The sequence below is a fragment of the Streptomyces yamdrokensis genome, from assembly GCF_053890455.1.
Genome location: NZ_CM132679.1, coordinates 607,883 through 626,881 on the forward strand (window position 1 = coordinate 607,883; position 18,999 = coordinate 626,881).

Consider the following 18,999-nt stretch of genomic DNA (forward strand, 5'->3'; position numbering starts at 1 on the left):
GCGGCACCCGCGGCCGCGCCCGAGGTCACCGCGCGGCCGCCTCGTACCGATCGCGAGCCTGCTCGCCGCATCGGCCGTACCGGTGCGCCAAGTCACCGACCCGGAGCCGGCGCGTGGTGTCCGACTCCGGGTCCAAGTGCGTGCGTGCCGTCGTCGCGCTCCCGCCGGACACCGTGTACGGCGCCACCACCGAACTCCACTGGTGCGGCCTCGCCCTGGACGCGGCCGTCGTCCGCGGCGTCGTCCTGCCGGGCGACTCGGCCGTCCGTCTCCTGCTTCCCGCCACGCCGAACGGGTACGGCGAGGGGGTTCACCACCCCTCACTGCGACCGGCCCGCCGCCCCTCCTTCGAAACCGGTGAAGCCGACGATGTTGCCGAGGCGGGCCGCCCGTACGGTCAGGTCATCCCGCCTCGCATCCACTGCGTATTGCAGCTCAGGCAAACGATCCGGATATCACCGTCCATGGGGTCGCCGCACAGTTTCTCGACAGCCCTCGCCTCCCCGCCGCTCTCGCGTTCCCCCGAGCAGCACAGGTTGCACACACCCTCGGAGCGCATTTGACATGCCGCTCACGTGCAAGATCGCCCTTCCCGGCCGGCCTGGGATCTGGAGCGGTGTGATCCTGGAAGACGCCCCCTCGCTGTTCTACCAGCGGGTCCTCGGCCGCTCCCGCCCGGCCTGCCGGTTCACCTCTGGGCCGGTCGTTCGGCCGGGTCCCGGCGGAGGGCCCAGGACAGGTCCGGCTCGGTCACCGGACGAAGGACACGGCGCACCGGCGGGGTGCACATCAGGGTGACGGCGGCGGCCGCGACGAGGGTGAGGACGATCTTCCCGGCGGGGTCGTGCAGCCAGTCGTGGGCGTCGATGAGGCCCGAGTACTTGGCCCCCTTGGTCAGGAAGCCGTGGAGCAGGTAGCCGCAGATGGTGCCGGCGCCGAGCACCGTGAACCACATGCGACGGCGCGGGACCCAGGCCAGGAAGGCGGCCGTCAGCAGCAGGGAGCAGCCGAACAGCGCGAGGGTCATCACGGCGCCGGTCCACCACGGTTCCCCGATCTCCTGCGCGCTGGAGCGCCGGGCGAACCACTCGGTGCGCATGCGGGTGGCCGCCCAGTACGCGAAGGCGAGCGCACCGGCGAAGACGGGTATCGCCAGCATCCTGATCGCGCGGCGGTCCAGGAGCCGGAAGTGCTCGGGCTTCAGGCACAGACCCAGCACGAAGAACGGGAGGAACTGCAGGACCCGCTGCAGGTTGAGGTCCTCCCCGATGCCGGGGGTGACGGAGGCCAGCACCGCGATGGCCAGGGCGACGGCGAGCGGATGACGCAGCTGCTGCCACAGGGGCGTGGTGATCCGCCAGATGAACAGCGCGGCGAGGAACCAGGTGAGCAGGAAGGGGTCGAGCAGACTGATGGCGAAGTCGGGTTCGTCGGCGGCGTGACGCCGGAAGAGGGAGTAGGCGGTCTCGAAGACCACGTACGGAACCACGATGCCGCTGAGCAGCCGCCCGATCTGGCGGGGGCGGCCGGCGAAGCTGCGCGACAGGTAGCCGGAGATGACGATGAACGCCGGCATGTGGAAGGTGTAGACGAGGATGTACAGCGCCTTGGTGGCGCGAGTGCTCTCCACGAGCTCCCACGCGTGCCCCACGGCCACCAGGACGATCAGCAGGTACTTCGCGTTGTCGAAGAACGCGTCACGCGCATTGCCGGCGGGAGACGGGCCGCCTGGCATCGGCGTCGGCTCCGGGGGTCGGGAAGCGGACGGTACGGCGTTCGGAACGCTGTTCGACAAGTTGTCCCTCTCGTAAGGGGAGATATTTTCAGGTGACGGTATCCAAGCCGACGGAAACAGGGCATGTGGCGATGGCGCGACTCAGCGACCGGGGACATCAGGAACACCTGCCGAACAGCGAGGCGACCGACAATCAGACACCGTAGCAGCCTCTTTACCCTTGCTTTGCCAAGGGGTTCGGCAAGCCCTCACGCCTTCCGCTCGCTCCATCGGCTCCCAAGGCCGCAGCGCCACGGAGGTGCTCCACCGCTGCCCGGTGACCGCCAGGGGATGGCACACTCTCCTACCACGTGAGGTATCGTGCATGCCTCGCAGGTCGCTGCCGACGGTCATGCGCCACTTCAGAAGGTCTCGGCGACAGTCGGCAAGGCCGTCGGCAGTCCTATTCGTGGGCGGCGACGAGATGGTCGAGTCGCCTGTCGGGGAGGCCTCGGACATCTGCGCGCTGACGCCCCCGAACGACATCGGCCCCGCGGTCGCGAGCACCGGCGCTTGGCCCCGTACGGGCCGGAGGCGAGTACCTGGACCACGCCCTCCTCATTCAACTGGGCAATGCCACGCCGGAACTGCTCGAAGCGGGAAAGGTCGGCCGGGTGGACGACGGCGAAGCACTCCGGCACGAAGGCGGGCACAGGGAAGTCGGCCGCCTGGCCGGCGTAGAGGGTGTGGCCCGCGCGTGGGGCGGTGGCGTTGCCGGGACCGACCACGTCGCCGTGGCGCGGGCGTTCGTCACGGCGCAGGCGACCATCACGACGGCCGTGCAGGCCACGTGCCTCCGAGTGCTCCGACCGTTTTCAGCCCGGTGGACGGCAGTGCCGAGGGACATCACCGCGAGGATCACCAGGCTCTCCCCCAGGGGGACCGTGCCACCGGAAAGGACCAGGCGGACGGAGACTCGTCATCACCGTCCCACAGCGACTGCCGGCCCCACTTGTGTGGTGCTGGGACAGTCCGAGTGTGTTCTGTGCTCGTGGATGAAGGGGTTCGTCGAGCATCACCTGAGGCGGGGTACGCACATGCCGGTACCGCTCTCCTTGCCGGGGGTCAGCCCACTCGTGCGGGGGTCTTGCGATCGGGCGTCCTGGCCGTCTCGGGGTCGGCAACTCCGAGACGGCTTCCGGGATGTTCGGTGAACGCCAGGAAGCGCGAGAGCGGCCCGCTGTGGGTCAGGTGGAGTTCGTGCATGGCCCTGGTACAGGCGATGTAGAGCATGCACTTGTCCATCTCGTTGGCGTAGTTCGTGTCGTCCACGCCCGGGACGATCACGGTGTCGAACTCCAGCCCTTTGGCGATGTGCGCCGAAGTGATCACCGTGCCGGCGTTGAACTCCGTGCTCTCGTAATCGAGGAAGGTCAGCTCGACGCCCGCCGCCGACAGGACCCGGTACAGCTCCTGCGCCTGCGCGACGGTCTTGCAGACGATGCCGAGGGAGCGGTACTCGCTCTGCCGGTGCCGCTCGGCCAGCGCCAGGATCTCCGCCTCCTCTCCCTCCCGGTCCGCGACGGCGACGACCTGCGGCGGCAGCCCGTGCCGCTCGATCGGGACGAGCTTGTCGTTGCGCGAGATGTGCTGGGCGAAATCCGTGATCTCGGACGTGGAACGGTAGCTCTTGCACAGCTCCAGGCAGTCCGCCTCCGGGAAGATGTCGTGGATCACCGGAAGCGACGAGGAACTGAGCGGGTTCACCGACTGGTTGGCGTCCCCGAGGATGGTCATCCTGCAGGAGAACAGCTCACGCAGCACCGCGTACTGGATCGGCGTGTAGTCCTGCATCTCGTCCACCAGGAGGTGCCGGATGCGGCCGTAGCCCTCCTGCCGGGACGTCCTGATCATGGTGTAGACCAGCGGGAAGACATCCGCGTACTCGATCTTCTTCCGGCTGAGCGGCTTGAACAGGCCCTTGCGCCCAGGGTCCTGGTAGAACGCCTTGTACAGGGCGAACGCGTCCTTGTGCGGGAACATGGTGCGCACCTGCTTGCGGATGCCGTTGCTGTCCGCCGCCGACCACTTGCCGCCCTTGTCCAGCACCTCCTGTCGCAGCCTGCTCGCGGCGCTCTCGGCGAGCAGGTCCAGCCGGGCGAAGACGGGCAGGCCCCGCGAGGCCGCGAAGGCCTCCGCAACCCATTGCTCCGACAGGCGCTTGTTCCTCTGCTCGATCTGCCGCGGGGTGAAGTCCTCGTCCCCGCGAGCGGCGAGCCACTCGTCGAGCCGGGTGACGAACTCCGGCCTCGCCTTGAAGCGCATCCGCTCGGCCGCCGCTTCGTCCACCCGGTCGAGGAGCTTGACCACCTGCTCGCTGAAGGTCTCGAACTCCGTCACCTTGGCGAGGAAGCGGTCGGCGATCTTCCCGAAGTCGATCTCCGAGATCTGCTCCTCACCCAGCTCGGGCAGGACGCCTGCGATGTAGTCGCCGAAGACCTTGTTGGGGGAAAGGATCATGACGTTGTCGGACGACAGGGAGTCCTTGAAGCGATAGAGCAGGAACGCCATCCGGTGCAGGGCGATCGACGTCTTCCCGGAGCCCGCCACGCCCTGCAGGATCAGCACCTTCGCCGTCTCGTTGCGGATCACCTCGTTCTGCTCGCGCTGAATCGTCGCGACGATGTTCTTCATCCTGTCGTCGGCGGACTGGCTCAGCTCCCGCTGCAGCACTTCGTCGCCGATGGTCAGCGCGCTGTCGAACATGTACTCAAGGCGATCGTTCACGATCTTGTACTGACGTTTACCCGTGATCGTTCCATGGACGGTCCCTGTCGGAGCCTCGAAGTGCGCGGCACCCGACTCGAAGTCGTAGTAGAGACTGGAGACCGGGGCTCGCCAGTCGTGGATCAGGATCTCCTGGGTCTCCGGGTCCGAGAAGTCGTGGACGCCGATGTAGTGACCCTTCCCATCTCCGTCGTCCGCCCTGCGGAAGTCGACGCGCCCGAAATAGGGCGACTCCAGCAGGCGCTCCATGTGACGGCGCGTCGTCACCACACTGTCGCCCACACCGACGGAGGTGTTGACCTCGGTGCGCATGGCCGCCTTCTCGGCGAAGTCCATGTCGCGCCAGTTCTCCCACATGAACTCCTTCTGCTCCTGGATGGTCCTGGCGGTCCGGTCGATGGAGGCGCCGAGCCGCTCCAGTTCCCGTTTCAGCAGGCGCACCGTCTCGGCCAGGTACTGCCGCTCTTGCTCTTCGTCTCGCGTCTGCAGGTCCGTCAAGGCCGTCTCCGGTTCGAATGTCCGCGTCGAATCTACTGTCACGTTAGAGTAGGGTAGACGGTCGGCCGGTCGTACCCTTGGCCGTCGGGATCCGAGGGGGCCGGCCTGGTGACCGGGCAGGAGTTCGAGGGGTAAGGGATCGCTGTCCGCAGGGGGTGGTGGCGCACGCTCACCCGGGCCGGCAGGCCCCGGATCGGCAGGGCCCGGCTGACGCTTCTGACCAGTTGTGGCGTGGAGATCGACAGCGAAGTGCTGCCGCGGGTCCGCGCGACGGAGCCCTGGTATGCGCCGACCGGTTTCGTGCGGCTGTCGCCGGCCGACCGGGTGGGTCCGGTTCGAGGACCAGCATGCCCGCACGACCGTGAAGGTACTGACGGCCCGGCGGCGCGAACCGGAGGACGCCCCGGTTTGAGGGCACCACCGTGCCGTCGGTCGTGCTGGTCGAGGAAAGCGCCTCAAAGACGTCTCCGTCACTGGTCGCGGCACAGACCCGTGTCCGTCCCGCCGCCGGTCCACCATCCGCGCGCCGACATGATCCTCGTCATGGGCGCCCGAGGCCTGGCCGCACAGGGCAACCACCACGACCTGCCGGCCAGGGACGGCACGTACCTCCGCCTGTACACGGCCCGGTTCCCAGCGAGCACGACGGGATGAACGACAGACGGTGGACGGGGCCGTTCCCCGGGATGCGGGCGTCAGCCCTCGCTCACGGGCTCACGGGCCACGAGCACGGCGAGGGCCGCCAGTACCGGCACAGCGGTGAGGGCGATGAGCGCGGGGCCGTAGTGGCCGGTCAGGTCGTGGCCGAGGGAGACGGCGAGCGGGCCGAAGGCACTGGCGGCGATGGTGACGGTGTGGGCGGTGCCTCGAATGGCACCGAGGTGGGCGGTGCCGAAGTAACGGGGCAGGGTCGCCGATTCGACGACACGCAGAAGGCCACCGGAGGCGCCGAGCAGGATGCCGTAGCCGATCGCCGTCCAGCCGGGCGAGACCAGAAGGGCGGACAGCACACCGCACGCAAGGATCACCATCGCCGCGGCCAGCACGACCTTGGGCGGCAACCGGTCGATGAGAGTTCCTACGGCGAGGGTGACGAGCAGGGCGGCGGCGGTCTGGGGCAGGAAGTTGGCGGCGGCCTCGGTGGCAGTGAGGCCGCGTTCGCCGAGCAGGGCGATCTGGTGGAAGTTCAGGCCGGTGGTGAGCATGCTGCTGGCGGCCAGGCAGGCGACGACCGCCCAGAAGACGCTCGTCCGCAGGGCCCGGCGCAATGGCCAGCCGGTCAGCGGGGCGTCGGGGTCGGTGTCCGCGTCCGGGGGGATGCCGTCCACATGCTGGCTCAGGTCGGCGGGGCGGTCGCGGATGCCGAACAGGGCGAGCGGGAGGACGACGGCCCACACGGCGATTCCTTCGATGGCCCATGCCTGGCGCCAGCCGTATCCGGAGACCAGGCGCTCGATCAGGAGGGGGGCGAGGGAGATCCCTGCGGTGCCGACGGCACTGGTGACGCCGAGAGCCAGGCCGCGGCGCTTGTCGAACCAGTACGCCACTGTGGTCGTGGCCACCAGGGAGAGCGCGCCCTGACCGGCCATGCGGATGCCGACGAATCCGGCCGTCAGCCCGACGAGTCCGGTGACGAAGGACAGGGCGAGCAGGATCGTGCCGAAGACGGCCGCCACGACGATGATCACACGGCGCGGGCCGTGGCGGTCGACCGCCCGCCCGACCATGGGCATGGCGCAGGCGCCGACGAGGGTTCCGGTCAGGTAGGCGGTGGACACCTGGGTGCGGCTGATGCCGAGGTCGGCGATGAGGGGGTCGATGAAGACCGAGACGCCGGTGGTCTGGCCGGGCGCGGTCATCGCCATCGCGAGGGCGCTGTAGGCGACGATGCGCCAGCCGTGGAAACGCCCGCCGGACGCGGGGCCGGGAGGCGTCACGGCGGAGTCGGCTCGACCACGGAAAAGCTTGGCGGTGCGGCTCAGTGCTCCTCCTCACGTTCGCTTCCTCGTCCCCGAGGCACGGCACCGGATACGCGGACCGGTTTCCGGTTCTTTCGGGCACTGTCGCGGGCCCCGTCCACGCGGGGGCCGACCGCCCTCCCCGCAGTGTCCGTGGTCGGGAGAGGGCGGGCCGGTCCGGTCAGTGGCTGCCGGTCAGCTGGCCGGCGAGGCGTCCGTGCATGTCGGCGCTGGGCTTGTTCAGGTTGACGATGGTGACCTTCTTGCCGCGCTGGGCGTACTTGGTCTCGATCGCGTCCAGGGCGGCGACCGTGGAGGCGTCCCAGATGTGGGCGTCGGACAGGTCGATGACCACGTCGTCCGGGTCGTCCTTGTAGTCGAACTGGTAGACGAGGTCGTTGGACGAGGCGAAGAACAGCTCGCCGGTGACCGCGTAGACGACCTGGTTCCCGTCGGGGTCGACCACACCGGTGACCTCGGCGAGGTGCGCGACACGCTTGGCGAAGATCACCATCGCGGTGATGCAGCCGACGATCACGCCGATGGCGAGGTTGTGGGTGGCGACAACGACCGCGACGGTGACGGCCATGACGATCGTCTCCCCGACCGGCATCCGCTTGAGCGTCTTCGGGGCGATGGAGTGCCAGTCGAAGGTCGCCACCGACACCATGATCATGACGGCCACCAGGGCGGCCATCGGGATGTCGGAGACGATTGGTCCGAAGGCGATGCACAGCACCATCAGGAACACACCGGACAGGAACGTCGACAGACGCGTCCGAGCTCCGGCCACCCGCACGTTGATCATCGTCTGGCCGATCATGGCACAACCGCCCATGCCGCCGAAGAGCCCGGTGATGATGTTGGCGGCGCCCTGGCCGAGCGACTCGCGGGTCTTGTTGGAGTGGGTGTCGGTGATGTCGTCGACCAGCTTGGCCGTCATCAGCGACTCCATCAGACCGACCAGCGCGAACGCGAAGGCGTAGGGGGCGATGGTGGTCAGCGTGTCCAGGGTGAGCGGAACGTCGGGCAGGCCCGGCACCGGCAGGGAGGAGGGCAGGTCGCCCTTGTCGCCGACGTTCGGCACCGCGATCCCGGCCGCCACGGTGATCACCGTCAGGACGACGATGGACACCAGCGGAGCGGGGACCACCGTGGTGACCTTCGGGAAGAACACCATCAGCGCCAGACCGGCGACGATGAGCGGGTAGACGGCCCAGGGGACGTCCGTCATCTCGGGAACCTGGGCCATGAAGATCAGGACGGCCAGCGCGTTGACGAAGCCGACCATCACCGAGCGTGGGACGAACCGCATCAGCTTCGCCACACCCAGCGCGCCCAGGACGATCTGAAAGACACCGCCGAGGACGACGGCGGCGATCAGGTAGCCGAGGCCGTACTCGTGGTTCAGCGGCGCGATGACCAGGGCCATCGCACCGGTCGCGGCCGAGATCATCGCCTTGCGGCCACCCACGACCGAGATGACCACGGCCATCGTGAACGACGCGAACAGGCCGACCGCCGGGTCAACCCCGGCGATGATCGAGAAGGAGATCGCCTCCGGGATCAGCGCCAGGGCGACCACCAGACCGGCCAGCACCTCGGTGCGGAAGACCTTCGGGGAGGCGAGCCAGTCGGGCTTGGACAGACGGAACCCGGGGGCCGCGGGCAGCGATGAGGACATGCAACCGTTTCTGTTCAGGTGTGCGTCCATGCCGCCGGACGCACAGCGTCGTACCGATTCCGCAGTGGTGTGGGAATCCCCGGCAGCCGGGCTCCGCGCCGAGGCGAGAGCCGAGTGCCGGAAAGATCGGCAACCTCTGGCTGCCGGTCGGGCATCATTACCCGTAAGCCTTCGCGGCCGTTCGGGACCCGGTCGGAGCCCGCACTACGGCAGCATCACCCCTGTCGTCCGACTGGACGACGGGGGCGAGCAGGCAGCAGCCTACCCTGACGTCACAGGAGACTGAGAGGGAGGGCTTGTGAAACGCAGGCAAAACCCCGCCAAGCCCTTGTGATTGATCTCACATGGAGGGACTCATTTCACCATTCCGAAATCTGGCGAACGACAAGAGAGAGGCTCGGCGATGAGCGAGCAGCAGATGCAGATCGGCGAGGTGGCCGAGCGGACCGGTTTGTCGCTGCGCACCATCCGCCACTACGAGGAAGTGGGTCTGGTGATTCCCTCGGCCCGCAGCAAGGGCGGTTTCCGGCTGTACACGGAAACCGACATCGAGCGCCTCATGGTGGTCCGACGCATGAAGCCGCTGGACTTCACCCTGGAGGAGATGCGCGACCTGCTGGATATCACCGACCGCCTCGCCGCCACCGAGAACCCGCCCGCGGGTGAGGAACTCCAGCGCCTGCGGGAGCGACTGGACTCCTACCGCAAGGTGACCGACGCACGCTGTGAGACCCTGCGGGCCCGTCTGGACATGGCCGAGGACTTCGCCACCACGCTCCACCGCCGCCTGCAGGTGGACAACCGCTCGAGCGGATGAAGCTCCGACGGCTCACCCGCGCACAAAGCGACGGTGCGGGCCGGGAGCCCGGCCCGGCGGCTGTGGCGCCGTTCCCGAGCGGCAGCCAGCGCAACCCTGGCCGCCACCGGGGAACGGTCTTTGAAAGCAGGCCGACGGTGTTGTCGACGAGTGACACTACTCTAACGCTACGGAAGGGTTGACGGACAAGTCACTCGGCAAGGTGTACGCGCCGTAGCCGTGCGCGTTCCCGGTCGCCACGGCCTCAGCCGCGTACGAAGCCCAGGGACCCGCGGACGGAGGGCGAGAGGCAGCACTCGCCGTGTCGATCGGTGGAACCACCACCCTCAGCGCGTCGACCCGGTCGGGGAAACCGAATGGGCCGCCCAGCCCGCCGCATCACCTGTTCACGCCCGGCCGCGGCCAGTCTGTCGCGATGCCGTACAGCCGGTGGCCGCGGTTGCGAGGTGTTTTCGCGTGGCCGGCCGCAGTGGTCCGTACGGCAGGACTCCAAGGGTTCCAGGTGTGCACCACCCGCGGAGGACCGGCCGAGCGATGGCCCGTGCGGGGAGCCGCGTACGCCGCGGCATCATCGCGACCGCGTGGGCGATCGGTGTCGCAGAGCCGGGACAGACGGCCCTCGGTCCAACGGGCATGCGCGCGGGACGGGCCCGGAGCTGGTCGGGGCTTGGTTCCGGGCCCGGCCCGCACACAGTGGACCACCCCCTCCCGTTCTGCGTGGTCTGCGGGAGGGGGCGGCCGGTCTCAGTGGCTGCCGGTGAGCTGGCCGGCCAGCTTGTCGTGCATCTCGGCGCTGGCCTTGTTCAGGCCGGTGATGGTGACCTTCTTGCCGCGCTGGGCGTACTTGGTCTCGATCGCGTCCAGGGCGGCGACCGTGGAGGCGTCCCAGATGTGGGCGTCGGACAGGTCGATGACCACGTCGTCCGGGTCGTCCTTGTAGTCGAACTGGTAGACGAGGTCGTTGGACGAGGCGAAGAACAGCTCGCCGGTGACCGCGTAGACGACCTGGTTCCCGTCGGGGTCGACCACACCGGTGACCTCGGCGAGGTGCGCGACACGCTTGGCGAAGATCACCATCGCGGTGATGCAGCCGGCGATCACGCCGATGGCGAGGTTGTGGGTGGCGACAACGACCGCAACGGTAACGGCCATGACGATCGTCTCCCCGACCGGCATCCGCTTGAGGGTCCCGGGCTGGACGGAGTGCCAGTCGAAGGTCGCGAACGCCACCAGGAGCATCACGGCCACCAGGGCGGCCATCGGGATGTCGGAGACGACCGGACCGAACACCACCACGAGCAGCAGCAGGAAGATGCCGGAGAGGAAGGTCGACAGCCGGGTGCGGGCCCCGGACGTCTTCACGTTGATCATCGTCTGGCCGATCATCGCGCAGCCGCCCATGCCGCCGAAGAGGCCGGTGATGACGTTGGCGACGCCCTGGCCGAGCGACTCGCGGGTCTTGTTGGAGTGGGTGTCGGTGATGTCGTCGACCAGCTTGGCCGTCATCAGCGACTCCATCAGACCGACCAGCGCGAACGCGAAGGCGTAGGGGGCGATGGTGGTCAGCGTGTCCAGGGTGAGCGGAACGTCGGGCAGGCCCGGCACCGGCAATGAGGAGGGCAGGTCGCCCTTGTCACCGACGTTCGGCACCGCGATCCCGGCCGCCACGGTGATCACGGTCAGGATGACGATGGACACCAGGGGTGCCGGAACGGCCTTGGTGATCTTCGGGAACAGCACCATCAGCGCCAGGCCGCCGATGATCAGCGGGTAGACGGCCCAGGGGACGTCCGTCATCTCGGGAACCTGGGCCATGAAGATCAGGACGGCCAGCGCGTTGACGAAGCCGACCATCACCGAGCGTGGGACGAACCGCATCAGCTTCGCCACACCCAGCGCGCCCAGGACGATCTGAAAGACACCGCCGAGGACGACGGCGGCGATCAGGTAGCCGAGGCCGTACTCGTGGTTCAGCGGCGCGATGACCAGGGCCATCGCACCGGTCGCGGCCGAGATCATCGCCTTGCGGCCACCCACGACCGAGATGACCACGGCCATCGTGAACGACGCGAACAGGCCGACCGCCGGGTCAACCCCGGCGATGATCGAGAAGGAGATCGCCTCCGGGATCAGCGCCAGGGCGACCACCAGACCGGCCAGCACCTCGGTGCGGAAGACCTTCGGGGAGGCGAGCCAGTCCGGCCTGGACATGCGGAGCTTGGGAGTTTGGGACAGCGGTGAAGACATGCAACCGTTTCTGTTCAGGCGCACGCATCCACGCCGGACGCACGCGCGTTGTACTCGACTCCCCACAAGGGAGGAATCTCCGGCGGCCCGGCCTCGATGGGGGCCCTGCCGGATGAGGGAGCAGCCGCTACGGCTGCCGGTCGGGCATCGTTGCCCGGAAGTCTTGGGGATCCGACGGGGCCCGGTCGGGCGGGCCCACGCTCTGGAGGTACCGCCTCGACTGCCCCTTCACAGCCCGGCTGCCCTCACCCAAGACTCTACCCTGACGTTAGGAGAGAGTGCGAGTTCGGGCTGGTGAAATGCAGGTAAACCATGTGCGCGACCCCTTCTACCTGCAACGCACACACGGGAGCGGCCCAAATGTTCGAAACAGAGGGCGCGGGGGCGTGCCGGGCGGCGACCAAGCACCGGAAATGGACCGGCGAACGGACGCACGAACCGGCCTGCCCCACATGCGATCCGCCACCACCGGAAGCCGGCCCTCTCGTCCCGGACGGCGACGAGGGCGATCTCCGGGCTCTGCGCCGAAGCGTGCATCGAGCGGCTGGGTGGGAGCCCGGGCCTCCGCCGCAGGGCCTTCGGTGCGCCGTCGTGAGATCTTGCGCGCCCGGTTGACGGCCGCCCCGGACTCCCCACACCGTCAGTCGTTCCGGGAACGCAGTCCTGCGGCCGGGTCGGAGGCGAGCCACCCTCGGGCACCCCAGAAGTCGATGGCGCGGCAGATCGTGCCGAGGGCACGCTGCGCACCGTCACCGCCGTCCCCCCAATGACCGTGGCACCAGTCGGCGAGCCGGTCGGCCGTGCCGTCCTCCTCCAGCACGTTCAGCCGGTTGTGGGGCCCGAGGCGAGTACCCAGCAACAGCATCGCGGTGGCGTCGGCCTGGCCGGACGCCTCGGTCATGAAGGTGGCGATCGCCTGCCGGACCGTGGGCACCATGGAGGGCGAGGGCATGGTCTTCGGCCGACTCTGCCGCGGACGCGCCGAAGTACGCTGCGCCGGTGAACTCTTCGCCGGCGCAGCCGATTTCCCCTCGGGAACGGGCTTCGGGGCGGACGGCGGAGTGGCCTTGGGTGCGGACGCGGGCGGGGTCGGCGGCGTCCCGGGAGTCGCCGGCCGGCCGCGGACCGCACCCAGACAGGCCGCGACGTAGTCACTCGGCACGGGCACGTTCTGAGTGATCGAGGTCTCCAGCGCCCCGGCGTCACAGGTCCGGCACAGCGGCAGTTCGCGCCAGCCGATGATGGACAACTGGGTACCGCGCGAGTGGCGGGTCATGGCCTGCGGACGGTGGACGATGTCCCGGCCGCCACAGCTCGCACAGCGCGGTGCGCCGCGCATCCACTGCGCGTTGCAGCTCAGACAGGTGATCCTGATGTCGCCCTCGTCCGATTCACCACGCAGTTCCTCGTCCTCACCGCACGAGGGGCACATCGTCACGTCTGCCATGACCCTCACCTTCCACGCCGGCCACCCCGGGCGCCACGCACCGGCCCGTGTCCGGAGGACTGATCATTGCGAACCCACGTCTCCGGGCCGCCCTCGACGCCGCACAGCCGCACAGCCGCTGCTCGCGCTCATCGCACGGTCTTCGCAACGGGGTCGGCTGCCGTGACAGCGTCCACGACCCGGGCCAGGTGGCCGTGCAGGGAATGAGCGAACTCCTCTGCCCGCCCCAGTTGCCGGCGAAGGTCCTCACACCGAGCGTCCGCTTCGACCCAGTACGCACGCAACCGTGCCACGAGTTTCGCGTGCGCCTGCCCGTCGTCCTCCGGCAGGGGCCCGCCGTCCTCGGGCAGCTTCTCCAGGAGCTCCAGCAGGGCCCGTACGTCTTCCAGGCAGAAGCCCAGCGGCCGCATTCGCCGCACCAGCGCAAGTCTGCGCACCTCGGCCTCGGTGTAGAGGCGGAAGCCGCCCATGCTGCGTTCGCTGGGGGCGACCACGCCGACGTTCTCGTAGTGGCGGATCGTCCGCAACGACAGCCCCGTACGCTCGGACACCTCACCGATCTGCATCAGCCTTCCGGTCACGGCCCCACCGCCTCGCGTCGTCTGTCCGGCGTCCCTGCCGGACTACAAATCTACCTTGACGTTAGGGTAGATTGACAATCGTTGCTACGAGGCGGCCCTGACAGGCCGCCGTCGTCGCCAGGTGCCGCCACCTCCTTCCCCCGAGGGGCGGCGGCACCCCTCGACCGCCTACGGGCGAGCGCCGACCGCGCCGTCGGCCGCCCGGCCCTGCTTCAGGAGTCCGTAACACTATGCGTATGGGTGTCCTCACGTCCGGCGGCGACTGCCCCGGCCTGAACGCCGTCATCCGGTCTGTCGTACACCGCGCCGTCGTCGACCACGGCGACGAGGTCATCGGCTTCCGGGACGGATGGAAGGGCCTCCTGGAACGCGACTACCTCAAACTCGACCTCGACGCCGTCAGCGGCATCCTGGCCCGCGGCGGCACCATCCTCGGCTCCTCCCGGGTCCGTCCCGAACACCTGCGCAACGGCGTCGAGCGCGCCAAGGGCCACCTCGCCGAACTCGGCCTCGACGCGATCGTCCCCATCGGCGGCGAGGGCACTCTCAAGGCGGCCCGGCTGCTCTCCGACAACGGGCTGCCGATCGTCGGTGTACCCAAGACCATCGACAACGACATCGCGGTCACTGATGTGACCTTCGGCTTCGACACGGCTGTGGGCGTGGCGACCGAGGCGCTGGACCGGCTGAAGACCACCGCCGAGTCCCACCAGCGCGTTCTGGTCGTGGAGGTCATGGGCCGCCACACCGGCTGGATCGCGCTCCATGCGGGCATGGCCGCCGGCGCCCACGCCATCGTCGTGCCCGAGCGGCCCTTCGACATCGGCGAGTTGGCCGCCCGGGTCGGTGAGCGCTTCGAAGCGGGCAAGCGGTTCGCGATCGTCGTGGCGGCGGAGGGGGCCAAACCCCGGCCCGGGAGCATGGACTTCGACGAGGGCGACAAGGACGTCTACGGGCACGAGCGGTTCGCCGGGATCGCCCGCCAGCTGTCCGTGGAGCTGGAGAGCAGGCTCGGCAAGGAGGCCCGGCCCGTCATCCTCGGTCACGTCCAGCGCGGCGGCACCCCCACCGCCTACGACCGTGTACTGGCGACGCGGTTCGGATGGCACGCCGTGGATGCCGTACACCGTGGCGAGTTCGGCTCGATGACCGCCCTGCAGGGGACCGACATCGTCATGGTGCCACTGGCGGAGGCCGTGAAGACGCTGAAGACGGTGCCGCAGGAGCGGTACACCGAAGCCGAATGCGTGATGTGACACCGGCCCTCACCCGTACCCGGCGCCTGCCCCGCAGAACTCGATGAAGCGGCCGCCCGCCCACGACCCCGCTCACGCCCATGGCCCCGTCCCCGCATCATCGTCGGGACCCGGCCGCCCACTCGCAGGGAGACCGTGTTGACCACCACCGCCTTCCCGGACCTCGCTCGCACCGGCACCGTCGTGATCGGCACCCGGTATGCCGGAGACTTCGACCGGCAGCAGCTCGTCACCGACGCGGAAGCGGACGCACTGGACTGCGTGCCCCCGCCACACGGCCTCGCCGCGGTGAGCTGGTTCGCCGGCACGGACGGCGAGACCGTACTCACGCTCGCCCAGTGGAACAACACCGTGGCACTCAACGCGTACCTGCACGGCGGCGGCTACACGGCCCCACTCGCCGGCCCGCCCCACTACCGCCGCCACCGCAGCCTGACCGAGGAGGACGAGTCACGCGTTCCGGGCTGCCTGATCACCGCCGCCTTCGACGTCGACGGCCCCGAACGGCAGCGTCACCTCGTCGACAGCCTCATCGCCGTCCAGCCCGCGGCGGGCGGCCATCCCGGCGCGATCTCCGCGCACTTCCTGCTCAGTGCCGACGGCACCAGGGTCCTCCTCTACACCGAGTGGACCGGCATCGAGGCACACCTGGAGGCCGGCGAAGCCGGCGACCACGACACGGCCCACGAGATCATGTCCGGCACGCCCGGTGTACGGCTCACCCACGGCGGGCGCTACCACCTCCACCGCTCGCTGTCCCTGCCCCTCCCCTGACCGGCACGCCCTCGGAGTTCGAAGCCGCTCCGCGCCCTGAGAGGCGAGTCAGGAGCATGCCCTCACCGTGGTGACGGCGCGGGGGGCCAGGGGCGGATGCGCTGGAGCCAGCCGTGGGGATGGCAGGTGACGCCGTACAGCTCGAGGTCTCGGCGTACCTGGAAATGCCGTCCCTGGTCCGTGGTGAGCCAGTCGCGGATGGCCGGCACGACCCCACCGGGCAGGCCGGGGGGAGAGAGCTGAGGAATATCGACGATGCCGTCCTCGACGACGAAGTAACCGTCGGCTGCGACGAATGGGGAGAAGTGCCGCAGAGCTGCACTGGTGGTGGTGTACGTATGGGCGGTGTCCTCGACAACCAGACACCGGGCGTCGGCGGGAAGGTGCTGGGAAACAGCGCCGGTGACGCCGGGGTCGGTGATGTCCCCTTCGACGAGGACGATGTCCTTGGCGAAATACGGGTCCGCGTCCTGAAGGAGCGCCTGAGCCCGGTCCTGGGCCAGGTCGACGGTGACGACGCGGATGTTCTCGGGCACTCGGCCGTATGCGGCCAGGGTGCGCAGACGGTCGCGGAACCACAGGGCGGACCCGCCCAGGTGCGTCCCCAGTTCGATGACCACCTGGCTGCGGGAGAGCCACAGCAGGTGTTCGAGCACGCGCAGGTCCTCGGGAAACTTCTTGATGCGCAGCCCGGCGTACACATCGCGCAGATGCTGGCGTTCGCGTTGCCTCCAGTACTGCAGCAGTCTTCCTTCGGGCAGGGCTCGCACTTGCGGGGGAAGCGGCGTGGCGGGTTTTCCGTCCGTAGTACTTCGTCGTCGCTCGGTCACAGGCTCGTTCCGTCTCCATGTAGGGGGATGCCGATACGGTCCAGGGCATGGCCACACGTCGCAGCTGCCTGTCGAGGTGTTCGGGCGGCCGATGTCCTGACCGCGATGCGACGTCCACGAGGCCCCCCGGGGGGCACGGCGTGCCGGGGCCGACAAGCCCTGCGCCTCCACCTTCAGACGCCCCTCACCGCGGCTCCCCCGGCGTGATCAAGCTTCGGCAGCAGACCGGCATGACCCCCGCGGGTACTGTTCAGTATGCCCACCAGCGGCCCGCGGACAGCTGCGGTACCCAGCGGCCCAGGCCGTCCTCGCCGGTGCGCCGCGCGTAGGCGGTCTTCACCTGATCGCTGTGAACGGTGCAACTGGGCGACCAGTTCCCGCGGGCGTCGACGTACTCGAAGGCCACGTCGCCGGTCTCCGTGCGGGTGGCGCGGCCCGCAGTGAGGATCATCTCGCTGCCGTCGGTCATTTCCAGCAGAAAGACCCCCATCAGGTTCCTTCCCTTGGGCGTACGGGGCGTGGCGCGTCAGTAGCACCACCAGGTGCCGGTCGTGGGCTGGGGAAGCCAGCCGTAGCCGCCGCCGTCGAGCGGGGCCTGGCGGAAGACCGCGGTCACCGAGTCGGCGGGATACGTCTTCAGCCGGACCGCGGGCCCGTACTGCTCAGTGCGTTCCAGCACGATCTCTCCAGCGGCCGTACACCCGGCTGCGTCCGCCTCGATGACGGTGTCCTCGCCACTCGCGAACTGGAGCATGAACAAGGCCATGGTTCGCCCCTCCCCCTCAAGCGCCGACGGGAATCCGCGGCAGGTCCTCCCAGACCTGGCGCAGCTCGGTGTAGCGGCGGTCGGGCAGCGCCGAGAGGACCTGAAGGACCTCCGAGCGGGCGCCGGCGGCAGCGATGAGCATGTCGTGCTTGCTCACCGCACCGTTCGTGAAGAGTCCGGCCAGTTGGCCGGCGATCTCGATGCGGGTGACCTCTGCGGTCATGACTCTCCCAAGGTGTGGAATACGTCAGCGCGGCCGTGCTCTTCGGCGGCGCCCTGGTCGGGGCAGCCCGGGCGGGCGGCTTTGCCTCCGCCCCCGAACAGTGACCGGGACGACCGGGCGGGCCCCGCCTGGAAACGGCTCTTGGAAGCGGACCGACTATGTCGGCGAACAACACTACTCTAACGCAAGGGAAGAGTTGACTGGCAAGAGGCGAACAACGATCGCCCAATCCCCGCGAAGACAGAGGGCTGCACGTGCCTCCCGGCACCCCCATCATTGACGTCGCGTAAGGGTATGCTGACGGACGGGCGGCACCCTGGAGACTGGTGAAGCGCCACCTCGCGGTCCCTGAGCCGTTCCCCGTATGCCCCGGGAGCCAGGCGCCCTCCCGTCCTGCCCACCCGGGGTGCCGGCTTCCTCACGGGCGCGACGGATACAGGCGCCCGGGAGGGTTTCGATGCGCAGGCGCCGCACCTGCCGGGAGCCGAAGGCGTCGCCGCCGGCTTCGGGCAGCCCCGTCGGTCAGGGTGACGCGCGGAGGCCGGTCCCCGGGTACGGAGATCTTCTCGTTGTCCAGGATGAGGCACACCTTGCCGGGCCACGGCCGCGGGGTACCGGCCTGACGCGTTCCGAGGAGCCGCGCTCCTCCGCCCCTGAGGCCCCGGGTCGCCGTGGAGCCTCTCGCCCTCTCCGGCGGCGCGGGGGTCAGCGGGAGACGGTCAGGTCCAGGGCGTGGGGAATCCCGTCGAAAGCCTCCTGCACCCGGCGGGCGAGGGTGACACGACGACCGTATCCGGTGTCACCCCCCTCGCCGCGCCCGGCTGACCAGTTCTTGGCCCCGCAGCGGTAGGCGCCCAGCGTGAACTCGCCCAGGAGCCGCAGCCGTACGTCCCAGCGACTGTCCACGCCGAGTCGCCTTTCCAGTTCCTCGACCAGGCGTTCCTGCGCCTGGAAGGACAGCACGGTGCTCCGCTCGCGCAGGGCGGCCGTGCCCGCGATGAGCCGGCGCGTGGCCAGGAAGCGCCGCTCCCAGTCGTCCCCCATGCCGTTGATCGTGGAGATGAGCGTCGCATGCAGCGCCGTGACCACGGAACCGGCCAGCTCGGTGTGTGCCAGCTCCTCACAGTAGGCGTCCCACAGTTCCGCCTCGGCGGCGATCGCGACGTCCTCTTTCGAGGCGAAGTGGCGGAAGAAGGTCCGCTTGGAGATCTCGACCCTGTCGACGAGCTCGCCCAGGGTCACGTCGTCGAAGCCCCGCTCCGTGAAGAGTTCCAGTGCTGTGGCCGCCAGTGCATGGCGGGTGCGCAGTTTCTTGCGCTCGCGGAGCGGCAGTCGCGACGAGGGGGAGAGGGAGGGATCCGGCACCATCCCGCCGAGTGTAGCCCTGCGCCTCTCGGATTAATATGCCACTGGGTTT

General features: G+C 69.1%; 17 protein-coding genes. 4 read left to right on the forward strand and 13 right to left on the reverse strand.

What is annotated here, in order from left to right; all coding sequences use genetic code 11:
• Nucleotides 1-113 precede the first annotated feature (113 nt).
• Nucleotides 114-563, forward strand: coding sequence for a hypothetical protein (locus ACWZEH_RS02250; protein ID WP_456195269.1), 450 nt, complete (start codon nucleotides 114-116; stop codon nucleotides 561-563).
• A 125-nt stretch (nucleotides 564-688) separates the two neighbouring features.
• Here the strand turns inward: ACWZEH_RS02250 and ACWZEH_RS02255 are convergent, their stop codons facing one another.
• The 5 genes from ACWZEH_RS02255 to ACWZEH_RS02275 all read right to left on the reverse strand — a co-directional run bounded on the left by ACWZEH_RS02255 (nucleotide 689) and on the right by ACWZEH_RS02275 (nucleotide 8,641).
• On the reverse strand, nucleotides 689-1,735 hold the full coding sequence (locus ACWZEH_RS02255) for an acyltransferase family protein (RefSeq protein ID WP_456195270.1): 1,047 nt from the start codon (nucleotides 1,733-1,735) through the stop codon (nucleotides 689-691).
• 401 nt (nucleotides 1,736-2,136) lie between these two features.
• Nucleotides 2,137-2,502, reverse strand: a complete 366-nt coding sequence (locus tag ACWZEH_RS02260; protein ID WP_456195271.1) for a hypothetical protein — start codon at nucleotides 2,500-2,502, stop codon at nucleotides 2,137-2,139.
• 337 nt (nucleotides 2,503-2,839) lie between these two features.
• Nucleotides 2,840-4,999, reverse strand: a complete 2,160-nt coding sequence (locus ACWZEH_RS02265; RefSeq protein WP_456195272.1) for a HelD family protein — start codon at nucleotides 4,997-4,999, stop codon at nucleotides 2,840-2,842.
• A gap of 695 nt (nucleotides 5,000-5,694) precedes the next feature.
• A complete protein-coding gene (locus tag ACWZEH_RS02270) occupies nucleotides 5,695-6,936 on the reverse strand; it encodes an MFS transporter (protein WP_456195273.1) in 1,242 nt (413 codons plus the stop codon).
• Nucleotides 6,937-7,138: 202 nt separating this feature from the next.
• Complete coding sequence (locus ACWZEH_RS02275) at nucleotides 7,139-8,641, reverse strand: SulP family inorganic anion transporter (RefSeq protein WP_456195274.1); 1,503 nt, start codon at nucleotides 8,639-8,641, stop codon at nucleotides 7,139-7,141.
• 403 nt (nucleotides 8,642-9,044) lie between these two features.
• Here ACWZEH_RS02275 and ACWZEH_RS02280 point away from each other — a divergent pair, with 403 nt between their 5' ends.
• Nucleotides 9,045-9,458, forward strand: a complete 414-nt coding sequence (locus ACWZEH_RS02280) for a MerR family transcriptional regulator (protein ID WP_456195275.1) — start codon at nucleotides 9,045-9,047, stop codon at nucleotides 9,456-9,458.
• 744 nt (nucleotides 9,459-10,202) lie between these two features.
• Here ACWZEH_RS02280 and ACWZEH_RS02285 read toward each other — a convergent pair.
• The 3 genes from ACWZEH_RS02285 to ACWZEH_RS02295 all read right to left on the reverse strand — a co-directional run bounded on the left by ACWZEH_RS02285 (nucleotide 10,203) and on the right by ACWZEH_RS02295 (nucleotide 13,733).
• Nucleotides 10,203-11,705: a SulP family inorganic anion transporter gene (locus ACWZEH_RS02285; RefSeq protein ID WP_456195276.1), complete on the reverse strand. Its 1,503-nt coding sequence runs from the start codon at nucleotides 11,703-11,705 to the stop codon at nucleotides 10,203-10,205.
• A gap of 640 nt (nucleotides 11,706-12,345) precedes the next feature.
• Nucleotides 12,346-13,152, reverse strand: coding sequence for a hypothetical protein (locus ACWZEH_RS02290; RefSeq protein WP_456195277.1), 807 nt, complete (start codon nucleotides 13,150-13,152; stop codon nucleotides 12,346-12,348).
• A 128-nt stretch (nucleotides 13,153-13,280) separates the two neighbouring features.
• On the reverse strand, nucleotides 13,281-13,733 hold the full coding sequence (locus ACWZEH_RS02295; protein ID WP_456195278.1) for a MerR family transcriptional regulator: 453 nt from the start codon (nucleotides 13,731-13,733) through the stop codon (nucleotides 13,281-13,283).
• 230 nt (nucleotides 13,734-13,963) lie between these two features.
• Here ACWZEH_RS02295 and ACWZEH_RS02300 point away from each other — a divergent pair, with 230 nt between their 5' ends.
• Nucleotides 13,964-14,989 (forward strand): 6-phosphofructokinase, encoded by a 1,026-nt coding sequence (locus ACWZEH_RS02300; protein ID WP_456195279.1) that lies wholly within the window; start codon nucleotides 13,964-13,966, stop codon nucleotides 14,987-14,989.
• A gap of 138 nt (nucleotides 14,990-15,127) precedes the next feature.
• On the forward strand, nucleotides 15,128-15,763 hold the full coding sequence (locus ACWZEH_RS02305) for a hypothetical protein (RefSeq protein WP_456195280.1): 636 nt from the start codon (nucleotides 15,128-15,130) through the stop codon (nucleotides 15,761-15,763).
• 62 nt (nucleotides 15,764-15,825) lie between these two features.
• Here the strand turns inward: ACWZEH_RS02305 and ACWZEH_RS02310 are convergent, their stop codons facing one another.
• From ACWZEH_RS02310 to ACWZEH_RS02330, 5 genes are all read right to left on the reverse strand, one after another.
• Nucleotides 15,826-16,533 (reverse strand): CmcI family methyltransferase, encoded by a 708-nt coding sequence (locus tag ACWZEH_RS02310; protein ID WP_456195281.1) that lies wholly within the window; start codon nucleotides 16,531-16,533, stop codon nucleotides 15,826-15,828.
• 310 nt (nucleotides 16,534-16,843) lie between these two features.
• Nucleotides 16,844-17,083 (reverse strand): hypothetical protein, encoded by a 240-nt coding sequence (locus ACWZEH_RS02315; RefSeq protein ID WP_456195282.1) that lies wholly within the window; start codon nucleotides 17,081-17,083, stop codon nucleotides 16,844-16,846.
• A gap of 36 nt (nucleotides 17,084-17,119) precedes the next feature.
• Nucleotides 17,120-17,359: a hypothetical protein gene (locus ACWZEH_RS02320; protein WP_456195283.1), complete on the reverse strand. Its 240-nt coding sequence runs from the start codon at nucleotides 17,357-17,359 to the stop codon at nucleotides 17,120-17,122.
• 16 nt (nucleotides 17,360-17,375) lie between these two features.
• Complete coding sequence (locus ACWZEH_RS02325) at nucleotides 17,376-17,582, reverse strand: hypothetical protein (protein ID WP_456195284.1); 207 nt, start codon at nucleotides 17,580-17,582, stop codon at nucleotides 17,376-17,378.
• 705 nt (nucleotides 17,583-18,287) lie between these two features.
• Nucleotides 18,288-18,950 carry a TetR family transcriptional regulator gene (locus tag ACWZEH_RS02330; protein WP_456195285.1) on the reverse strand — a complete coding sequence of 221 codons (663 nt, stop codon included), beginning with the start codon at nucleotides 18,948-18,950 and terminating at the stop codon, nucleotides 18,288-18,290.
• Nucleotides 18,951-18,999: the final 49 nt, after the last annotated feature.

What these genes read in the sequence shown, in the direction of transcription:
- ACWZEH_RS02330 (WP_456195285.1), bottom strand. Translation starts at nt 18,950, where the DNA reads ATGGTGCCGGATCCCTCCCTCTCCCCCTCGTCGCGACTGCCGCTCCGC.
- ACWZEH_RS02280 (WP_456195275.1), top strand. Translation starts at nt 9,045, where the DNA reads ATGAGCGAGCAGCAGATGCAGATCGGCGAGGTGGCCGAGCGGACCGGT.
- ACWZEH_RS02275 (WP_456195274.1), bottom strand. Translation starts at nt 8,641, where the DNA reads ATGTCCTCATCGCTGCCCGCGGCCCCCGGGTTCCGTCTGTCCAAGCCC.
- ACWZEH_RS02255 (WP_456195270.1), bottom strand. Translation starts at nt 1,735, where the DNA reads ATGCCAGGCGGCCCGTCTCCCGCCGGCAATGCGCGTGACGCGTTCTTC.
- ACWZEH_RS02300 (WP_456195279.1), top strand. Translation starts at nt 13,964, where the DNA reads ATGCGTATGGGTGTCCTCACGTCCGGCGGCGACTGCCCCGGCCTGAAC.
- ACWZEH_RS02325 (WP_456195284.1), bottom strand. Translation starts at nt 17,582, where the DNA reads ATGACCGCAGAGGTCACCCGCATCGAGATCGCCGGCCAACTGGCCGGA.
- ACWZEH_RS02285 (WP_456195276.1), bottom strand. Translation starts at nt 11,705, where the DNA reads ATGTCTTCACCGCTGTCCCAAACTCCCAAGCTCCGCATGTCCAGGCCG.
- ACWZEH_RS02320 (WP_456195283.1), bottom strand. Translation starts at nt 17,359, where the DNA reads ATGGCCTTGTTCATGCTCCAGTTCGCGAGTGGCGAGGACACCGTCATC.
- ACWZEH_RS02315 (WP_456195282.1), bottom strand. Translation starts at nt 17,083, where the DNA reads ATGGGGGTCTTTCTGCTGGAAATGACCGACGGCAGCGAGATGATCCTC.
- ACWZEH_RS02290 (WP_456195277.1), bottom strand. Translation starts at nt 13,152, where the DNA reads ATGGCAGACGTGACGATGTGCCCCTCGTGCGGTGAGGACGAGGAACTG.